Here is a 17,632-nt window from a genome sequence, read left to right as displayed (position 1 = left end):
TAAACCCGATCGAGCGCCCGTTCACGTCGTGCGCGCACGGCACCCGTTCAGGACCCGAGCCTCAGCTCCGGATCCGGGCGCACGTGGGCGACGCGACGAGGGGCCGTTCGGCGAGCAGGTCACGGGCTCGGGAGCGGGCGAGGTTCCAGCCGTTCCAGGGGTCGGGCCCGGCCAGGCCGTTGGCGGCGACCACGGCGGCGAGCACGCAACTGCGCTGGGGCTCCGGCAGCCGGTCCAGCGCGGGCACGGCCTCGGCGCCCAGGTCGCCCAGGTAGTCAGAGTCGATCTTGGCCACGCCGCGCACGCCGACCTGCGTCTCGGCCACCCGCAGGTCGGGGTTGACCACGGCGAACGCGCCGAGTCCGAGGGCCGTGACGAGCACGACGGTGCGCGGCAGCCAGCCGGCCGACCGCCCCGCCAGCCGGACCGCTCCGGCCAGCAGCACCAGGAGGAACACCGCGCCCAGCCACCACACGGTGGCCTCCACGGAGACGCGCAGCCGCGACAGGCCGTAGGCGGCGGTGTAGAGGTGCAACCGGTGCAGCGCCGAGACGAGCACCACCATGGTCAACGCGCACAGCAGGCCCAGCAGCCCGGCCAGCACCCAGCGGTCGCGCCGGCCGGTCCGCAGCACCCCGCCGGCCACCCCGACGATGCCCAGCACGAACACGCTGACCACGACGAGCTGGAAGAAGCCCTGCCGGGCGTACTCGGCGTAGGTCAGCCCGCGCGTCTGCAGCACCAGCGTGTCACCGCCGAACAGCGCGGTGATCTGCACCGCGACGAACGCCCCGAACAGCAGGTTCACGGCGGTCAGCGGCAGCTTCCAGACCGGGCCGCTCAGGCTGACCTTGGTCTCGGGGGCCTCCGGCTCGTTGACGGGCCTGAGTGCCACCAGCACCACCGCCGCGAGGACCGCCGCCACGGCCACGAACAGGAAGATCCGCAGTGGTGCCGACTCCGCCCAGGCGGGCGCGCTGGTCAGCCGCTCGGCGTAGGCGGCGAACACCGCGTCCGCCGAGGCGAACAGCAGCCCGAACACCAGCAGCAGCACGGCCGTGATGCCCAGCCCGGCGAGCATCGGCAGGACGCGCCGCCTGGCCGTCAGCCGCTTGAGCGGCCGGCCCAGGAACCACGCCACCGGCCCGAGGGCCAGCAGCACCGACACGCCGCCCCTGATCACGCCGAGCCAGCCGCTCCCGGCCCCCGACACGGCGAGCGCGGCCAGCGCGCCGCCGGCCGCCAGCAGCAGGCCGACCAGCCAGTCGGCGTCCCGGACGGCCGCCATCGAGACCAGCCAGTACGCCAGCAGCCCGAACGTGATCGTCCACGGCGTCAGCCGCCGCAGCAGCGCGGGCAGCGCCGCCGCGCCGAGCGCCATCGCCACCAGCACGACGCCCAGCCCGGCCTGCGCGCCGGGCAGCGCCACCGCGCCGAACACGCCCGCCCCGGCCGCGGCTGGCAGCAGCCAGCGCGGCGTCTCGGGCAGGTCGGGCTGCGGGAAGAGGGGCGGCGGCACGTACGCGGGCGGCGGCGGTTGCCGCCCCTCCTGGCCGGGCTGCGTCGCGTAGGGGTCCGGCCGGTGCGGGTCGGGCCGTCGTCCGTCCTCCCTGCGCGGGGCCGGGAGATGAGGGTGCTGCTGGTGCGGGCCAGGCTGGTACGGGCTCTGCTGGTACGGGCTCTGCGGGTAGGGGGCCGGGTAGGGCCTGGGGCCTTGCGCGCCGCGCCCGGAGCCCGCGCCCAGGGCGAGCCCGATGGCGCCGAGCAGCGCCGTGCTCAGCACCAGGGCGAGCAGCGCGGCCCCGTCCCCCACCATGACGCTGACGAACACCGCCACGAAGATGCCGCCCAGGAAGCCGAGGAGCAGCCCGATGGCGGCCCCCGCCACCATCCGGCCGAGCCGTCCGCCCGGATCCGCGGGGAAGGGCGGACCCGCCTGCCGGACACCGCTCCCCCCGGCCCCCGCCGCCCAGCCCTCCGCAGCCGGCACCCCGGCAGTGGAAACCCCGGCAGTGGAAACCTCGGCTGCCGACGCCCCCACGGGCACAGCGTCCCCGGCCGGCGCCTCCGCCGGCAGGCTCTGCGGGACCGCCCCCTCCACCGGGAGAGACGTCCCTCCTGCCGAGGTGCCCACCGACGGGGTCCCCGTTGCCGGAGTGTCCACCGACGGGGCCGCCGTTGCCGGGGTACCCACCGACGGGGCCGCCGTTGCCGGAGTGCCCACCGACGGAGCCGCCGCCGTGAGGGCGCCCGCCGACGGGGCTTCCGCCGGCAAGGCGCCCGGCCTGAGCGGTCCCGTCGTGGGCGCTTCCCCCTCGGCACCCGCCGTTCCGGCAACCGTCGGGTCGAGGGCCGCGGCCCCTCCCACCGGCGGTGTCACGACGGGCCTCGCCGAACCGCCGCCCGCCACGACCGGTGGGACCGGCGCGACCGGGCGTTCTCGTTCCGAAGGCATGCTCGTCCTCCCGGGCAGGTCCACGACCATGCGGCAGCCCGCGCAGTCGTCGATGTGGATCGAGCCGCCGTGCAGCTCGACGATCTCCTTCACGATGGCCAGCCCCAGCCCCGCGCCCCCCGCGTCCGCCGCGCGCGCCGCGTCCAGCCGCGAGAACCGCTCGAACACGCGCGCCCGGGCCGAGGCCGGGATCCCCGGCCCCTGGTCGGCGACCGTGATCCGGACCCCGTCGGCGCGCGGTCCGGCGGCCACGGTGACCACACCGCCCGGCGGGCTGTGCCGTACGGCGTTGTCGAGGAGGTTGGCCAGGACCTGGGCCAGCAGGTCAGGGTCGGCGCGCACCTCGAGGCCGCCACCGCCGAGGGCGACGAGCCGGACGTCCTCGCGCGCCAGCGCCGCCTCCCGCAGCGCCTGCTCGACCAGCGGCGCCAGTTCCACCACCTCCGGCTCGATCAGCCGGACGCCCGAGTCGAGCCGTGACAGGTCGAGCAGCTGGGCCACCAGCCGCCCCAGCCGGTCGGCCTGGGCGAGGGCGGTGCGCATGGTGCCGGGATCGGGCGCGGAGACGCCGTCCACGACGTTCTCCAGGACGGCACGCAGGCCGGTGATGGGGGTGCGCAGTTCGTGGCTGACGTTCGCGACGAGCTCGCGCCGCTGCCGGTCCACCTCGCCGAGGTCGGCGGCCATCGCGTTGAACGCCCGGGCCAGCTCCCCCACCTCGTCGCGGGAGGTGGCGCGGACGCGCAGCGTGTAGCGGCCCTTGGCGATGGTCTGCGCCGCGCGGGCCATCTCACGCAGCGGCTTGGTCATCCCCCTGGCCAGCACCTGCACCATCACCAGGGACAGCGCCACGGCCACGGCGATGCGGATCTCGCGCGGCAGCCCGGCGGCGATGCCGGCCTCGTTCACCACGAACGCGGTCGCGACGGCCAGCACGATGACGAGGCCGAGCTTGACCTTGATCCGGCCGAGGAAGTCGAGCGGCCTCACCGGCGGACCAGGGCGTACCCGACTCCGTGCACGGTGCGCACCACGTCGGAGCCGAGCTTGCGGCGCAGCGCCCGCACGTGGCTGTCGACGGTCCTGGTGGCGGCGGCCTCGGCGAAGCCCCACACGTCCGACAACAGCCGGTCGCGCTCGAAGACCTGCCCCGGCCGCTCGGCGAGGCGGCGCAGCAGGTCGAACTCGGTCCTGGTGAGCTGCGCCTCGACGCCCCGCACGAACACCCGGCGGGCCGCCGTGTCGATCTCCACCTCGCCGACCCTGATCACCGTGTCCTCGGCGGCAAGCTGGGCGGCCCGCTCGACCCGGCGCAGCAGCGCGTGGATCCTGGCCACCAGCTCCCGCATGCTGAACGGCTTGGCGAGATAGTCGTCGGCGCCCACGCCCAGGCCCACCAGCACGTCGGTCTCCTCGCCCAGCGCGGTGAGCATGAGGACCGGCACCGGCCTGGCCGCCTGCATCCGGCGGCACACCTCCAGCCCGTCGAGCCCCGGCAGCAGCCGGTCCAGGATGACCAGGTCGGGCTCTGCCCTGCGGTGCTCCACCAGGGCGGTCTCGCCGTCTCCGGCCACCCGGACATCGAACCCCTCGGCCGCCAGCCGGTCGCGTACGGCCCGCGCGATCGTCTCGTCGTCCTCGACCAGGAGGACCCGCCGTTGTTCTGCCACGGGCCGCAAGCCTAGAAGCGGCGCGTGCAGACGGCACTCCCTATTCCGTGCACATCCGGTGCAGACTGGACTCGTGATCACGTCCCGGTATCTCCACCGTCTCGGCCTCGCCGACCTGCTGGACGCGCCCCCGTCGGCCCGGGGGCTGCGCGCGCTGCATCGCGCGCACGTCGAGCGGGTGCCGTACGAGGTGCTGGACATCTGGCTCGGCCGCGCCACGACCGTCGAGCCGCACGCGTCGGCGCGGCGCGTCGTGGCCGGGCGGGGCGGCTACTGCTTCCACCTGAACGGCGCGTTCCACCTGCTGGCGAGGGCGCTCGGCTACGACGTGACGCGGCACGTGGGCGGCGTGCAGGGCCACGACGGCGAGCCGGGCGTCACCGCGAACCACCTGGTCCTGACCGCGCGGGGCCTGCCTGACGACGGCAACCCGGGCGGCGAGTGGCTGGTGGACCTCGGGCTCGGCGACGGGCCGCACGAGCCGATCCCGTTGGTGGCGGGCACCTACCGGCAGGGGCCCTTCGTGTACGGCCTGCGACCGTCGTCGGTGGCGCCCGGCGGGTGGCGGCTGGACCACGACCCGGGCGGCTCGTTCCGCGGGATGGACTTCGGGCCGGCGGCCACGGGGATGTCGGCGTTCACCGCCATGCACGAGCACCTCACCACGTCGCCGGAGTCGGGATTCGTGCGGGTGGCGACCGTGCAGCGGCGCGACGCCTCCGGGGTGGACGTGCTGCGCGGGCTGGTGCTCACGCGGGTGGGACACGGGCGGCGTTCGGTGACGCTGGACACGGCCCGCGACTACCACGCGGCGCTGGCCGACGTGTTCGGGCTGACGCTCGACGACGTCCCGGCCGATGCGCGGGACGGGCTCTTCCGCCGGGTGCACGCCGCGCACGAGGCGTGGCTCGCCACCGCCCCGGCCACTGCCCCGGCCGTCGCCCCGGTCTGACAATGGCTTCGGCCGGAGACGTGCCGCTATCGTGCACTTCGGGATGGGAGACACCACGAAACTCGCAGGACGTTACCGGCTGCTGAACCCCCTGGGCGGGGGCGCCGTGCGGCTGGCCTTCGACGAGGTGGCACACCGGGACGTCGCGGTGCGCGAGCTGCGCCTGCCGCCCGAGCTGTGCGACGCCGCGACGCGTGACGCGCGGCTGGCGGCCGGGCTGCGGCATCCGTGCGTCGTCCCGGTCCTCGACGTGGTGGCCGAGGGCGGCATGCCGTGGCTGGTGATGGAGTTCGTCTCGGGGGCCTCGCTGGAGCAGACCGTGGCGGCGCGCGGGCCGCTGCCGGCCCTGCAGGCGGCCAGGGTGGGCGTGGGCGTGCTGGCCGCCGTGCTGACAGCGCACGCCGCCGGTCTCGTGCACGGACGGGTCAACCCGGGCAACGTGCTGCTGGCCACGACGGGGCGGGCGCTGCTGACGGGGTTCGGGCTGCCGCAGGCGGGTCTGCGGCCATCGGCCGACCTGTGGTCGCTGGCGGCCACCCTGCACTTCGCCGTCGAGGGCCGGCCGCCGGGCTCCGTGCCCGCCGCGGGCACCGATCCGCTGCGGGCGCTGATCCGGGCCATGCTCGACCCGCTGGGGCCACCGCCGGTCGAGATGCTGGCCGAGACGCTGGATCGGCTCGCCGTGGAGCGTTCCCTGGAGCAGGTGATCGCCGCGTGGGGGCCGCTGTCCCCGGCGCGGGCGGCCGCCGTCGGCCTGGCCGTCCTCGACCGGCTGGCCGCGTCGCACGCCCGCGGCGAGCATCACGGCGCCGTCCACCCGGCCAGCGTCCTCACCCCTGACATCCCCCCGTCCGGCGGACCGGCACCGGCCGGGCAGACGTCAGGCGCCCCCGTTCCGGCCGGGCCGACATCAGGCGCATCCGTTCCGGCCGGGCCGACGTCAGGCGCATCCGTTCCGGGCGGGCCGCCCGCCGGCCAGGTGGTCCCGTGGCGGGCGGCGGCGTGGCTGGTGCCGGCGCGGGTGGCGGGCCCGGCCGCGCCGGCCTTCCGGGCGCCCGAGGGGGTGCCGAGCCCGGCCGCCGACCTGTGGGCGCTCGGGGCGACGTTGTTCGCCGCCGTGGAGGGCCACCCGCCCGCTCCGGGGGCGCCGCTCACCAGGGCCGGGGCGCTGGCTCCCGTCCTGTTCCGGCTGCTGTCCGGCGACCCCGCCCTGCGCGGCGAGCCCGGCGCGCTCCGGGAGGACCTACTCGCGGTCGCCGGCTCCGCCTGATCGGCCCCCGAGTTGCGATACATCGCGATGCGGAACCACGAGGGTGCTCCCACTCGTTGGACCGGCGACGCAGAATGTGGGAGAGGCGGGGCGTGCGCTCCGCGTTGGAGGAAGAGGATGTCGCCAGTCCAGAAGTACGCCATCGGCGCGGGCGCCGCGGTGCTGCTGTCCTTGATCTTCTTCGGGGCCGGATGGATCACCTTGCTGGTCATCCTCGGCGTGGTCGGGGCCCCGGTGGTCGGCTACCTGATGCTGGACCCGTCGCAGCGGGCGCGGCTCAAGAGGGCGCGCAAGCGCGGCATCGGCCGCTGAGCCCTGCGCGGCCCGGCCGGGCGGCGCGGCCGGGCGCTGCGGTGCGGCGGGTGCCTCAGGCGCCCGCCGTCGCCAGTTGCGCGCGCACCTTCTGGGTCACCCGGTGCTCCACGAAGAACGACAGGAACGGCACCGTGCCGCCGAGCATGATGCCCAGCATGTACTGCCAGCTCCAGCGGCCCTTCATGCCGAGGTTCATCACCGCGACCAGATAGACCATGTAGAAGAAGCCGTGGATGGGTGCGGTGACCTTCGACAGGCCCGGGTTGCCGAAGCCGTACCTGAGCACCATCGCCACGCAGAGCACGAGCAACATCACGCCGACGATGTAGGCGAGCACCCGGAAGGGTTTGAGAGCCGATTCCACCGATTTAACCTTCCAGCACCATCTCAGGAGAATTGCGACGGTCCCGATCCCCGCGCACACCGTCGCGCACGAAGTGGAACCACATGAACACGGCGAACCCGGCGAAGATCCACCAGTTGGCGGCATAGGCCAGGTTACGCCAGGTCAGCGTGCCGCCGACCACCGGCGGTGAGACCTTCACCTGCGTGAGCCCGCCCGAGGGCGGCTGGGCCACCAGGAAGCCGGTGCGGACCTTCTCGCCGCTCCACAGGTTGACCAGCTCGCCCGTGGACACGGTCTGCACCTGGCCCTCGGGCAACCCCTCGGCGCGCCGCTGCACGCTGTCGGTGCCCTGCTGCGGGCGCAGCCGCCCGGACACCCCGACCCTGCCCTCGGGCACGACCGCGGCCGGGTCGCCGGCGTCGGCCACCCAGCCCCGTACGACCGGCATCAGCGTGCCGTCGTCGAGCCGGAGCGGCGTGAGCACCCAGTAGCCCTTGTCGCGGGCGACGTTGCCGCCCGGCTCGTCGACGTCGGGCACCCGGTCGGCGACGAGGAGCTGGCGCTGCGCGTCGTAGACGCCCTCGGCGGTGACCTGGCGCCCGACCGCCCCGCCGTCCATCCGCCCGCCGACGGGGGCGAGCGTGGTGACCGCGACGGGGGCCGGATCGGACGTCGCCTGCGGTTTGCCGGAGTCCTGGAAGACGCCGAGCTGCCAGCGGCCGAGCAGGATGAACGCGATGACGACCCCGATCGTCAGCAGATGCAGCCCCAGCATGCGGGGCGAGAGCAGGGTCCTCATCATGGTTCAAAGTTATCCGGCGACCTGACCGGTCCCCTAATCAGCCCGCCTGCGGATCGCGGTAAAAGGCGCAAATGTCGCAGGCGATCCCGCTAGGCTGCTCCTCATGTCTGAGCAGCACATCGACCCGGCGGGCAACACCCAGGCGTTCCGTGCGTTCGCGCAGGGGGCCGAGCAGGAGCCGACGCCCAAGAAGTCGCCCCTCATCCCGATCATCGCGGTCGTCGCCGCCATCGTGGTCATCGGCGTCGCCGCCTTCCTCGTCCTCCGCTGACGCCCGTTTCCTGACAGCGCCGACGGTCGAGGCTCTCGGCGCCTTTGGCGTGCCCGGGATCAGGAGGCGCTGGACCGTCGCGGACCGGCCGGACTAGATTCGCCAGAGAGTCCGATTCGGGAGGACCAGTGGCGGCACCGGGCATCGTCATCGTCGGAGCCGGATGCCGTGCGCTGCGCCACGGCGTCTACTGGCTGCTGGAGAGCAGGGCGCTGGGCTTCACCGTGGACCCGCGCCTGATGCGGGCGCACGAGAAGGTCGCACTCCGCCACCTGGCGGCCCAGGTGCCCGACCCGGAGCTGCGGCGCAGGCTCACCCCCGACTACACGATCGGCTGCAAGCGCCTGCTCATCTCCAGCGACTACTATCCCGCGCTGACCCGCGACAACGTCACCCTCGTCACCGACCCCGTCAAGGAGATCGGGCCGCACGGGCTGGTGGACGCCTCCGGCGCCGAGCATCCGGCCGACGTGATCGTGTTCGGCACCGGCTTCAGGGTCACCGACGCGCCGCGCGACCGGCGGATCACCGGCCGGAACGGGCTACGGCTCCAGGACGCCTGGCGGCACGGCATCGAGGCGTACTACGGCGTCACCGTCGCCGGCTTCCCCAACCTGTTCCTCCTGCTCGGCCCGAACACCGGGCTCGGCCACAACTCGGTCGTCTTCATGATCGAGTCGCAGGTGCGCTACGTCCTGGACTGTCTGCGGCTGCTCTCCCGGACCGGCGCCAAGGCCCTGGACGTCCGGACGGAGCGCCAGCGGGCGTTCAACCGGAGGCTGCGGGCCCGGCTCGACCCGCTGGTGTGGAACGCGGGCGGCTGCTCCTCCTGGTATCTGGACGAGCACGGCGTCAACCGGACGATCTGGCCGGGCTTCACCTTCGAGTACTGGGCGCGCACCCGCAAGGTGAAGCCCGCCGCCTACGAGCTCCTGTTCTGACCCGTCACCCGCCGGGCCTGACCACCATCGCGCTGCCGCCGCCGCGCCGGGTGGGCTCGGCCACGGCCTGGACCCTGGTCCGGCTGAGGAACTCCAGCGCGGTGGCCGCCCCGATCTCCGGCGTCACCGCGAAGGTGTGCCCGCGCGCCTCCAGCTCGCTCCGGTGGGCGTCGAGGAAGGCCTGCTCGGCCTGCGTCTGGGCGCTGTTGCGCTGGGAGGCGCGCGGCGCGGCCAGCGCCTCGGGCAGGCTCATGCCCCACTCGTAGCGGTTCATCAGGATCTGCAGCACGGTCGTGATGATCGTCGAACCGCCGGGCGAGCCGACGGCGAGCACCGGGCGGCCGTCGTCGAAGACGATCGTCGGCGCCATGGACGAACGCGGCCGCTTGCCGGGGCCGGGCAGGTTGGGGTCGCCCGGAGCCGGGCCGAACGTGAAGTCGGTCAGCTCGTTGTTCAGCAGGAACCCGCGTCCGGGCACCACGATGCCGTTGCCGCCGGTCGACTCGATCGTCAGGTTGTAGGCGACGACGTTGCCCCACCGGTCGGCCACGACCAGGTGCGTGGTCTCCGGCCCCTCGGCGACGGTGGGCGTGGACGTGCCGGTCGGGCGCTCGCACGGCCGGTAGCCGCCGTCGGGGTCGCCGGGCGCGGCCGGGTGCGCCATGGCCCGTTCGCCGATGAGGCAGGCGCGCTCCTTGGCGAAGCCGTCGGACAGCAACTCCTTCAGCGGCACGCCGGGCACGTCGGCGACGTACTTGTTGCGGTCGGCGAAGGCCAGGCGGGACGCCTCCAGGTATTCGTGCAGGCCGGCCTGGGGCAGCGCGCCGAGGATGTTGAGCGCCTCGCCCACGGTCGAGCCGCCGGAGGACGGGGGCGCCATGCCGTACACCCGCAGCCCCTGGTAGTCGACGCGGGTCGGCTCGCGCCGCAGCGCCCGGTAGGCGCGCAGGTCGGACAGCTCCATCAGGCCCGGCCTGACCTCGCGGGTCGCGCCCGGCGTCACCGGCGGCCGTTTGACCGTGGCGACGATCTCCTTGCCGAGCTGCCCGCCGTACAACCAGCCGGGTCCGCGCCTGGCCAGCTCCCGGTAGGTGGCGGCCAGCTCGGGGTTCTTGAAGACGGAGCCGACGGCGGGCGGCGCGCCGCCCGGCAGGTAGAGCTTGGCGGTGGAGGTGAAGTCCTTGAACCTGGCCTCGTTCTGCCGGGTCTGGTCCACGAACGTCTGGTCGACCACGAACCCCTTGGCCGCCACCTCGATGGCGGGCTGCAGGGCCTGTCGCAGCGAGATCGTGCCGAACCTGCGCAGGGCCAGGTCCCACTGCGCGACCGCGCCGGGCACGCCGGCCGACAGGCCGCTGGTGACGCCCTCCTCGAACGGGACGCCCTCCAGCGAGGTCGCCGTCATGGCCTTCGGCGCCGTCTCGCGGCCGTCGATGGTGTGGACCTCACGGTCGCGGGCGTCGTAGTAGACGATGAAGCCGCCGCCCGCCAGACCGGCCGAGTACGGCTCGGTGACCCCGAGCACGGCTCCGGCGGCGACGGCGGCGTCGACGGCGTTGCCGCCCCTCCTGAGCACGGCGATGGCGGCCTTGCTGGCGTCGAGGTCGACCGTGGCGACGGCGCCGCCGTACCCCTCGGCGACGGGGACCTTCTGCGGCGCCCACCGACTGCTGTCGGCCGCCGCGGGCGTGAGGGTGGAGGTCAGCGTGACGAGGACTGCTGCGGGAACGAGCACACGGCGCATGGTCTCCACCCTTACTCAGGTACGCCCGTTGCGGTAGGGCCCCCTGCGACACCGGGGTGACGCGCGGACCGAACGGGTGCCCTAACGTGGGCCGCGTGCGTGTGAAGTCCGGCTACGACCCGGTTCTGGCGGTGAGTGTCGCCGTGGCGCAGATCGTGCTGTCCATGGGGGCGCAGTACGGGCAGACGAACCGGGAGCAGTTGGACCCGCTGGCGTTCGGGCTGCTGACGGCGGGGCCGGCCGCGCTGGTGTTCCGCCGGAAATATCCCGTTATTTCATCGGCTGTTGCCCTGCTGGTGACCTACGTGTACACGTGGCTGGACTACCCCCTGGGACCCGTCTACCTGGCCCCGATCATCGTGCTGACCACCCTGGTCCTGGGCGGGCGGCGGCGGGCGGCGTGGGTCATGGCGGCGGTCACCTGGGCGGTGTTCCTCGCCTATGGCGCCGTGGGCGACGGCGCGGCGCCCGCGGGCATCTTCCACGACCTGGCCATCACCGCGTTCATCCTGCTCGTCATGGTGGTGGCGGAGCTGGCCTCGATCGTCCGCGAGCGGCGCGCGCAGCAGCAGCGCGCGGCCGAGGAGGAGATGCGGCGCCAGGCCAGCGAGGAACGGCTGACCATGGCCCGGGAGCTGCACGACGTCCTCGCGCACAACATCTCGCTCATCCACGTCCAGGCCTCGACCGCGCTGCACCTCATCGACGACAACCCCGAGCAGGCCCGCACCGCGCTCGCCACCATCAAGGCCGCCTCCAAGGACGTGCTCGGCGAGATGCGCTCGGTCCTGAACGTCCTGCGCGACGGCGCCCCCCGCTCCCCCACGGCCGGCCTCGACCGCCTCGACGAGCTGGCCGAACGCTCCGGGCTCGACGTGACGCTGGAACGCGAGACCCCCCGCCCGCTGTCCCCGCAGGTGGAGCGGGCCGCCTACCGCATCGTCCAGGAGTCGCTCACCAACGCCGCCCGCCACGCCCCCGGCGCCCAGGTGCGCGTCCGGCTCGGGTACGGCTCGCGCGAGCTGGCCGTCGAGGTCACCGACACCGGGCCGACGACGCCGGCCGTCCTGGCCGAGCAGGGCGGCGGCAACGGCATCCCCGGCATGCGCGAACGCGCCTCCGCCCTGGGCGGCACGCTGGTCGCCGGGCCCTCGGGCACCGGCTTCCGGGTGTCGGCCCGGCTCCCCCTCCCCGAGGAGACCACATGATCAACCTCCTGCTGGCCGACGACCAGGCCCTGGTCCGCGCCGGCTTTCGCGCCCTGCTCGACGCCCAGCCCGACATGACCGTGGTCGCCGAGGCGGGCGACGGCGCCGAGGCGGTCCGCCTGTCCCGCAAGCTGGAGCCCCACGTGGTGTTGATGGACATCCGCATGCCCGGCACCGACGGCCTCACCGCGACCCGGCAGATGCCCGACGGGCCGCGCGTCATCATCCTGACCACGTTCGAGCTCGACGAGTACGTCTTCGAGGCGCTGCGCGGCGGCGCCAGCGGCTTCCTCGTCAAGGACACCGAGCCGGCCGAGCTCATCCAGGCGGTCCGCGTGGTGGCGGCGGGCGAGGCGCTGCTGTCCCCGAGCGTGACCCGCCGCCTCATCGCCGAGTACGCCTCCCGCGCCAAGGAACCCCAGGAGGCGGGCCGCCTGGCGCAGCTCACCGACCGCGAGCGCGAGGTCCTGACCCTGGTGGGCACGGGCCTGACCAACGACGAGATCGCCGCCCGGCTCTTCATGTCACCGGCCACGGCCAAGACTCACGTGAGCCGCACCATGGCCAAGCTCCACGCCCGCGACCGCGCCCAGCTCGTCGTCTTCGCCTACGAGTCCGGCCTCGTCCGCCCCGGCTGGCACTGACGATCTACCACGCGATCTGGCAGGCATTCGCGGCCGGCGCGTCCACGCCGGCACAGATCGGCGGCCTCGTGGGCATGGACGCCAAGGCCCTCACCTACCACCTGAACATCATGCGGGACGGCGCCTTCATCACCCACGGCCAGGTCCCACACGGGATTCTCTCCCGATCTGCGCACGGCCGCGGCTGCGGGACGTGTTCACCTCGTCGACGACGACATGCGCGGGGCCGGGCGGGCATGACGGGATCACGCCGGCCACCCGCCCTGCGCGCCTGCCCCTCGGCGGGCGCCGGCGAAATCGGTTGATCGGCGGCGGAGAAGGCTGACAGGCTGCCGGGATGGGGCGTTCGTTCGAGGAACTGGTGGCGGAGGCGCAGGACGCGCCCGTCGACGGGTGGGACTTCTCATGGCTCGACGGCCGCGCGAGCGAGCGGCGCCCGTCGTGGGGCTACGCGCGACTGCTCGGCGACCGGATGGCCGGCGCCACGGCCGCCCTCGACATCCAGACCGGCGGCGGGGAGATCCTGGCCGGCCTGCCGAGGCTGGCGCCGGTGACGGTCGCCACCGAGTCGTGGCCGCCCAACCTCAGGCTGGCCGCCGCCCGGCTGCGGGAGCGCGGGGCGGCGGTCGTGGCCGACGACGAGGAGCCGCGCCTGCCGTTCCGCACGGGGTCCTTCGACCTGGTGGCCAGCCGCCACCCGGTGGAGACGTGGTGGGCGGAGATCGCCCGCGTGCTGCGGCCGGGCGGCGCCTACTTCTCCCAGCAGGTGGGCCCGCGCAGTGTGTTCGAGCTGGCCGAGTTCTTCCTGGGCCCGCTCGACGGCTCCGGGCGCGACCCGGAGCGGGCCCGGGACGCGGCAGAGGCGGCCGGGCTCACCGTGGTGGACCTGCGGGCCGAGCAACTGCGGATGGAGTTCCACGACGTCGGCGCGGTGATCTACTTCCTGCGCAAGGTGATCTGGATCGTGCCGGGCTTCACGGTCGACCGCCACCGGGCGCGGCTGCGCGACCTGCACGAGCTCATCGAGGCCGAGGGGCCGTTCGTCGCCCACTCCAGCAGGTTCCTCATCGAGGCGCGGGCCTGAGACGTCCGCGACATGAACGGCACCGCGGGGTGAAGACACTGTTACTGGTCGCATCCGGCCGGTCCCCTTACGTTTCGGCATGAGAACGTCCCTAGAGAGGTTCGCCCGGAGCGGGGGTCGAGGATGCGGCGCGACGCGCGACGAGGCCGTGACGGATGCCGTCACGGCCGGCCGGGACCCGCTCGTTGAGCGCGCAGGAGGTCGCCGCCCTGCTGGCCACCGGCCTGGCGGCGGGGTTCGTGGCGGGCAGCGCCTCGTGCACGGCGGTGCAGGGCGGGCTGCTCGCGGGCCTGGCCCGGGGGCGTGAGCGGGGTGGGCCGCGGTGGGCGGTCGGCTGGTTCCTGGCCGGGCGGCTGGCCGCGTACTCGGCGGTGGGGGCGCTGCTCGGGCTGGCCGGCGAGGCGGTCACGCTGGGACCCACGACCCGGGCGGTGCTGCTCCTGGCGGCGGGGGTTCTCGTCGTGGCGTTCGCCGTCCGGCTGCTGCGCCGCACGGACACCAGCCGCCCGGACACCAGCCACACGGACGCCGGCCGCACAGGCACGAACCGCACGGACACCAGCCGCACGGGCACGAACCGCGCGGAGGCGCGGTGTGCGGACGGGGGGTGCGCGCCGGAGCGCGGAGCGGTGGCGCGGCTCGGGGCGCGGCTCACCAGCCCGCCGCTGCTGGGGGCGGCCACCGTGCTCGTGCCGTGCGGCGTGACGCTGAGCATGGAGATGATCGCCGTCACCAGCCGGTCGGCGGCCGGTGGAGCGGCGGTGCTGGCGGGGTTCGTCGTCGGCAGCTCGCCGGCGTTCGCCCTGCTGGGGTACGTGCTGCGGCGCCTGTCGCGGACCCGCGTCGCCCGGCTGACGGGCGTGGCCGCGCTCGCGGCCGGGCTGTGGACCGTCGGCACCGGGCTCAACCTGGGCGGCTGGCTGCCCCGCCCCACCCCACCGGCCGCCGCCGTCACCGGCCGGGACACCGCCGCCCGCCCGCCCACCGTCACGATCTGGGCGATGCGCGACGGCTACCGGCCCGGCTACGCGAAGCTGCCCGCGGGCGTGCCCGTCGAGATCGTCTTCAGGCCGGCGGAGCAGGGGTGCACCGGAACGGTCACCATCGCCGGGCGTGACGTCGCCCTGCCCGCCACCGTCCGGCTGCCCGCGCAACGCCCCGGCACCCTCAGGTACGTCTGCGGCATGGGCATGTACACCGGCTTCCTCAACTTCTCCTAGCCTCTCGGCGATTACGCTCCGCATCCACGTGTTTACATGTCACCCTGTGCGCATGGCGTGGTGGCAAGGTGGTGAGGTGGCGGCGGCGACCGTTCCGGCGCCCCGGGTCGGCGACGAACCCGAGCTGCTGGCGGCCGCGCAGGCCGGTGACCCGCAGGCGGCGCACCGGCTCGGCCGGTTGTGCGCGCAGCGGGGCGACCGCGCGGGGGCCAGGCACTGGTGGGAGCGGGCGGCATCGGCCGGCAACGTCGACAGCGCCTTCAACCTGGGCATCTGGCACGAGAAGCACGGCACCCTGGAGGAGGCCGTCTCCTGGTACGAGCGGGCGGCGGGCACCGGCGACACGGAGGCGGCGGTCAACCTGGCCACCCTGCTGCTGGAGCAGCGCGGCGACCCGGACACCGCGAGGGGCTGGTTCGAGAGCGCCGCCCGCGCCGGGTCCCGGGTGGCGGCCCGCAGGCTGGCGCTGATGTGCGAGGACGCGGGCGAGACCCCGCTGGCGCGCGAGTGGCACCGCCGGGCGGCCGCTGACGGCGACACCTCCTCGGCCCACGACCTGGGCTTCCTGGCGTACTCGGCGGGCGAGGAGGAGGAGGCCGTGCGGTGGTGGGAGTGCGCCACCCGCGGCGGCCACGTCGAGGCCGCCTACCACCTCGGCCTGCTGCTGCAGGCGGGCCGCGACCCGGAGGGCGCCGAGGCGTACTTCCGGCTGGCCGCCAGGAGCGAGCATCCCGGCGCCGCCTCGCAGCTCGGCGGCATCGCGCTCGCCCACGCCGACCTGCGCACCGCCCGCGCCTGGTTCGAGCGGGCGGCGGGCGCGGGACGGCTGGACGACCAGCGGATGGCCGGGTTCGTCTGCGTGGAGCTGGGCAACGCGACGGGCGCCAGCCACTGGTTCGGCAGGGCGGCGGCCAGCGGCGACCCGGAGGCGATGTTCCACTTCGGGCTGCTGCTCATCGCCGAGTACGGCGACCTGGCGAGGGGCCGGCACTGGTTCCGGCTCGCGGCGCTGGCCGGTCACCACCGGGCGGCCGTCGAGCTCGGCGGCCTGCTCAGCGCGGCCGGGGAGCTCGCCGAGGCCCAGCGGTGGCTCACTGACCCGCCGCCGCCCGGCTGGGACCGGGCCGCCGAGCCCGAACTGGCCGCGCGGGCCGAGCTGGCCGCCGCCGCGACCGGCCGCCGGGGCGGCGTCGCACTGGCCGTGCCCGAGCTGACGGAGCTGCTCGGCACCTGGGACCTGGTGACCAGGCCGCTGCACGACCACGCCGACGTCGTCGGCTGGCTGGTGGAGCGCAGCGGCCTGCACGCGAGCGCCGTCGAGTACCTCGCCTCGGTGCGGGGCACGCTGGTCAGGCCGGGCAACTCGCCGTGGCCCAGCCCCGGCGAGATCGACCACGTCCTGGCCACCGCCCGCGACCTGCGCAGACGCCTCGGCGTCCGCTAGCGGCGCGGGCGCCGCCGCCGGGCGGCTCCACCTCGATCCAGCGGTCGGCGCCGTACGGCAGGTCCGTGGTGACCTCGAACCCCATCCTGGGGGCACGGCGCGGCCGTGCCCCGGGGAGGCGGCCGCGGGTCAGGCGGCGAGGACGTCGGCCACCGGCGTGACCGGCAGGCCCAGCGCCTGCGCGACCGGCACGTTGGTGAGCAGCCCGTCGTGCGTGTTGAGGCCGCCCGCCAGCCCGGCGTCGGCCTTCAGCGCGTCGCGCCAGCCCAGGTCGGCCAGCTTGACCGCGTACGGCAGCGTGGCGTTCGTCAGCGCGTAGGTGGAGGTGTTGGCCACCGAGCCCGGCATGTTCGCCACGCAGTAGAAGACCGAGCCGTGCACCGTGTAGGTGGGGTCGGCGTGCGTGGTCGGGCGCGAGTCCTCGAAGCAGCCGCCCTGGTCGATGGCGATGTCGACGAGCACCGAGCCCGGCTTCATCCGCGAGACCAGCTCGTTGGAGACCAGCGTCGGGGCCTTGGCGCCCGGGATCAGGACCGCGCCGATGACGAGGTCGGCCTGGAGGACCTCCCGCTCGATCGCGTACGAGGTGGACACCAGCGTCTTGAGCCGGCCCTGGTAGACGGCGTCGATGAAGCGCAGGCGGTCGACGTTCGTGTCGAGGACGGTCACGTCGGCGCCCATGCCGACGGCGATCTGCGCGGCGTTGAGGCCGGACACACCGCCGCCGATGACGACCACCTTGGCCGGCGCCACGCCGGGCACGCCGCCCGGCAGGACGCCGCGCCCGCCGTTGAACCGCATCAGGTTGTACGCCCCGACCTGGGGCGCCAGCCGGCCGGCCACCTCCGACATGGGCGCGAGCAGCGGCAGCGCGTTGCCCACCTGGACTGTCTCGTAGGCGATGCCCGTGGTCCTGGCGGTGAGCAGCGCCTCGGTGCACGGGCGGGAGGCCGCCAGGTGCAGGTAGGTGAACAGGACGAGCCCGTCGCGCAGGCGGTGGTACTCCTCGGCGATCGGCTCCTTCACCTTGAGCACCATGTCGGCCTCGCCCCACACGGCGTCGGCGCCGTCGAGGATCTTCGCGCCCGCCGAGAGGTACTCCTCGTCCGTGATGTGCGAGCCGAGGCCCGCACCTCGCTGGACGATGACGTCGTGGCCGTGGCGCACCAGCTCGTGCACACCCGCCGGTGTGGCGGCCACGCGGTATTCGTGGTTCTTGACCTCGGCAGGCACGCCGATCTTCATCGCTTGGGTCCTTTCAGCTAC

General features: G+C 74.5%; 16 protein-coding genes. 10 read left to right on the top strand and 6 right to left on the bottom strand.

Annotated features, from left to right (window positions below; all coding sequences use genetic code 11):
* Positions 1-61: 61 nt before the first annotated feature.
* Both FHU36_RS36515 and FHU36_RS36510 read right to left on the bottom strand, forming a co-directional pair.
* Positions 62-3,445, bottom strand: a complete 3,384-nt coding sequence (locus FHU36_RS36515) for a DUF4153 domain-containing protein (protein ID WP_185088600.1) — start codon at positions 3,443-3,445, stop codon at positions 62-64.
* Entirely contained in the window at positions 3,442-4,125 is a 684-nt protein-coding gene (locus FHU36_RS36510) for a response regulator transcription factor (RefSeq protein ID WP_185088599.1), read from the bottom strand. The genes FHU36_RS36515 and FHU36_RS36510 overlap by 4 nt, the downstream gene beginning before the upstream one ends.
* Positions 4,126-4,198: 73 nt before the next feature.
* Between FHU36_RS36510 and FHU36_RS36505 the strand changes: the two genes are divergently transcribed.
* The 3 genes from FHU36_RS36505 to FHU36_RS36495 all read left to right on the top strand — a co-directional run bounded on the left by FHU36_RS36505 (position 4,199) and on the right by FHU36_RS36495 (position 6,659).
* Entirely contained in the window at positions 4,199-5,077 is an 879-nt protein-coding gene (locus FHU36_RS36505) for an arylamine N-acetyltransferase family protein (protein WP_185088598.1), read from the top strand.
* Positions 5,078-5,120: 43 nt separating this feature from the next.
* Positions 5,121-6,347, top strand: coding sequence for a serine/threonine-protein kinase (locus tag FHU36_RS46000; RefSeq protein WP_185088597.1), 1,227 nt, complete (start codon positions 5,121-5,123; stop codon positions 6,345-6,347).
* 117 nt (positions 6,348-6,464) lie between these two features.
* Positions 6,465-6,659: a tail-anchor membrane protein gene (locus FHU36_RS36495; RefSeq protein ID WP_185088596.1), complete on the top strand. Its 195-nt coding sequence runs from the start codon at positions 6,465-6,467 to the stop codon at positions 6,657-6,659.
* Between the two features lie 55 nt (positions 6,660-6,714).
* Here FHU36_RS36495 and FHU36_RS36490 read toward each other — a convergent pair whose 3' ends face one another.
* Entirely contained in the window at positions 6,715-7,026 is a 312-nt protein-coding gene (locus tag FHU36_RS36490; protein WP_185088963.1) for a DUF3817 domain-containing protein, read from the bottom strand.
* A 4-nt stretch (positions 7,027-7,030) separates the two neighbouring features.
* On the bottom strand, positions 7,031-7,810 hold the full coding sequence (locus FHU36_RS36485; RefSeq protein ID WP_185088595.1) for an SURF1 family protein: 780 nt from the start codon (positions 7,808-7,810) through the stop codon (positions 7,031-7,033).
* 103 nt (positions 7,811-7,913) lie between these two features.
* Here FHU36_RS36485 and FHU36_RS36480 point away from each other — a divergent pair, with 103 nt between their 5' ends.
* Together FHU36_RS36480 and FHU36_RS36475 are read left to right on the top strand one after the other, a co-directional pair.
* The gene (locus FHU36_RS36480; protein WP_185088594.1) at positions 7,914-8,081 is read left to right on the top strand and encodes a hypothetical protein; all 168 of its coding nucleotides are present in this window, start codon (positions 7,914-7,916) and stop codon (positions 8,079-8,081) included.
* Between the two features lie 128 nt (positions 8,082-8,209).
* Positions 8,210-9,022 (top strand): flavin-containing monooxygenase, encoded by an 813-nt coding sequence (locus tag FHU36_RS36475; protein ID WP_246503056.1) that lies wholly within the window; start codon positions 8,210-8,212, stop codon positions 9,020-9,022.
* Positions 9,023-9,026: 4 nt separating this feature from the next.
* Here FHU36_RS36475 and ggt read toward each other — a convergent pair whose 3' ends face one another.
* Positions 9,027-10,766, bottom strand: a complete 1,740-nt coding sequence (gene ggt / locus FHU36_RS36470; protein WP_185088593.1) for a gamma-glutamyltransferase — start codon at positions 10,764-10,766, stop codon at positions 9,027-9,029.
* Positions 10,767-10,861: 95 nt separating this feature from the next.
* Between ggt and FHU36_RS36465 the strand changes: the two genes are divergently transcribed.
* From FHU36_RS36465 to FHU36_RS36445, 5 genes are all read left to right on the top strand, one after another.
* Entirely contained in the window at positions 10,862-11,974 is a 1,113-nt protein-coding gene (locus FHU36_RS36465; protein WP_185088592.1) for a sensor histidine kinase, read from the top strand.
* Positions 11,971-12,618 carry a response regulator gene (locus FHU36_RS36460; RefSeq protein ID WP_185088591.1) on the top strand — a complete coding sequence of 216 codons (648 nt, stop codon included), beginning with the start codon at positions 11,971-11,973 and terminating at the stop codon, positions 12,616-12,618. Before FHU36_RS36465 ends, FHU36_RS36460 begins: the two co-directional genes overlap by 4 nt.
* Before the next feature lie 337 nt (positions 12,619-12,955).
* Positions 12,956-13,702, top strand: coding sequence for a class I SAM-dependent methyltransferase (locus tag FHU36_RS36455; protein ID WP_185088590.1), 747 nt, complete (start codon positions 12,956-12,958; stop codon positions 13,700-13,702).
* A gap of 185 nt (positions 13,703-13,887) precedes the next feature.
* On the top strand, positions 13,888-14,922 hold the full coding sequence (locus tag FHU36_RS36450) for a sulfite exporter TauE/SafE family protein (protein ID WP_185088589.1): 1,035 nt from the start codon (positions 13,888-13,890) through the stop codon (positions 14,920-14,922).
* Between the two features lie 52 nt (positions 14,923-14,974).
* Entirely contained in the window at positions 14,975-16,366 is a 1,392-nt protein-coding gene (locus FHU36_RS36445; protein ID WP_185088588.1) for a tetratricopeptide repeat protein, read from the top strand.
* A gap of 129 nt (positions 16,367-16,495) precedes the next feature.
* On the opposite strand, the gene ald is transcribed toward FHU36_RS36445, so the two are convergent.
* Positions 16,496-17,611: an alanine dehydrogenase gene (gene ald, locus FHU36_RS36440; protein WP_185088587.1), complete on the bottom strand. Its 1,116-nt coding sequence runs from the start codon at positions 17,609-17,611 to the stop codon at positions 16,496-16,498.
* Between the last annotated feature and the right edge of the window lie 21 nt (positions 17,612-17,632).

The sequence above is a fragment of the Nonomuraea muscovyensis genome, from assembly GCF_014207745.1.
Taxonomy (GTDB): Bacteria; Actinomycetota; Actinomycetes; order Streptosporangiales; family Streptosporangiaceae; genus Nonomuraea; species Nonomuraea muscovyensis.
This window is presented reverse-complemented; position numbering and strand designations above follow the sequence as displayed.

Excerpts from the sequence above, each read along its gene's own strand:
- ald (WP_185088587.1), bottom strand. The coding sequence starts at position 17,611 with ATGAAGATCGGCGTGCCTGCCGAGGTCAAGAACCACGAATACCGCGTG.
- FHU36_RS36445 (WP_185088588.1), top strand. The coding sequence starts at position 14,975 with ATGGCGTGGTGGCAAGGTGGTGAGGTGGCGGCGGCGACCGTTCCGGCG.
- FHU36_RS36460 (WP_185088591.1), top strand. The coding sequence starts at position 11,971 with ATGATCAACCTCCTGCTGGCCGACGACCAGGCCCTGGTCCGCGCCGGC.
- FHU36_RS36480 (WP_185088594.1), top strand. The coding sequence starts at position 7,914 with ATGTCTGAGCAGCACATCGACCCGGCGGGCAACACCCAGGCGTTCCGT.
- FHU36_RS36455 (WP_185088590.1), top strand. The coding sequence starts at position 12,956 with ATGGGGCGTTCGTTCGAGGAACTGGTGGCGGAGGCGCAGGACGCGCCC.
- FHU36_RS36495 (WP_185088596.1), top strand. The coding sequence starts at position 6,465 with ATGTCGCCAGTCCAGAAGTACGCCATCGGCGCGGGCGCCGCGGTGCTG.
- FHU36_RS36485 (WP_185088595.1), bottom strand. The coding sequence starts at position 7,810 with ATGATGAGGACCCTGCTCTCGCCCCGCATGCTGGGGCTGCATCTGCTG.
- ggt (WP_185088593.1), bottom strand. The coding sequence starts at position 10,766 with ATGCGCCGTGTGCTCGTTCCCGCAGCAGTCCTCGTCACGCTGACCTCC.
- FHU36_RS46000 (WP_185088597.1), top strand. The coding sequence starts at position 5,121 with ATGGGAGACACCACGAAACTCGCAGGACGTTACCGGCTGCTGAACCCC.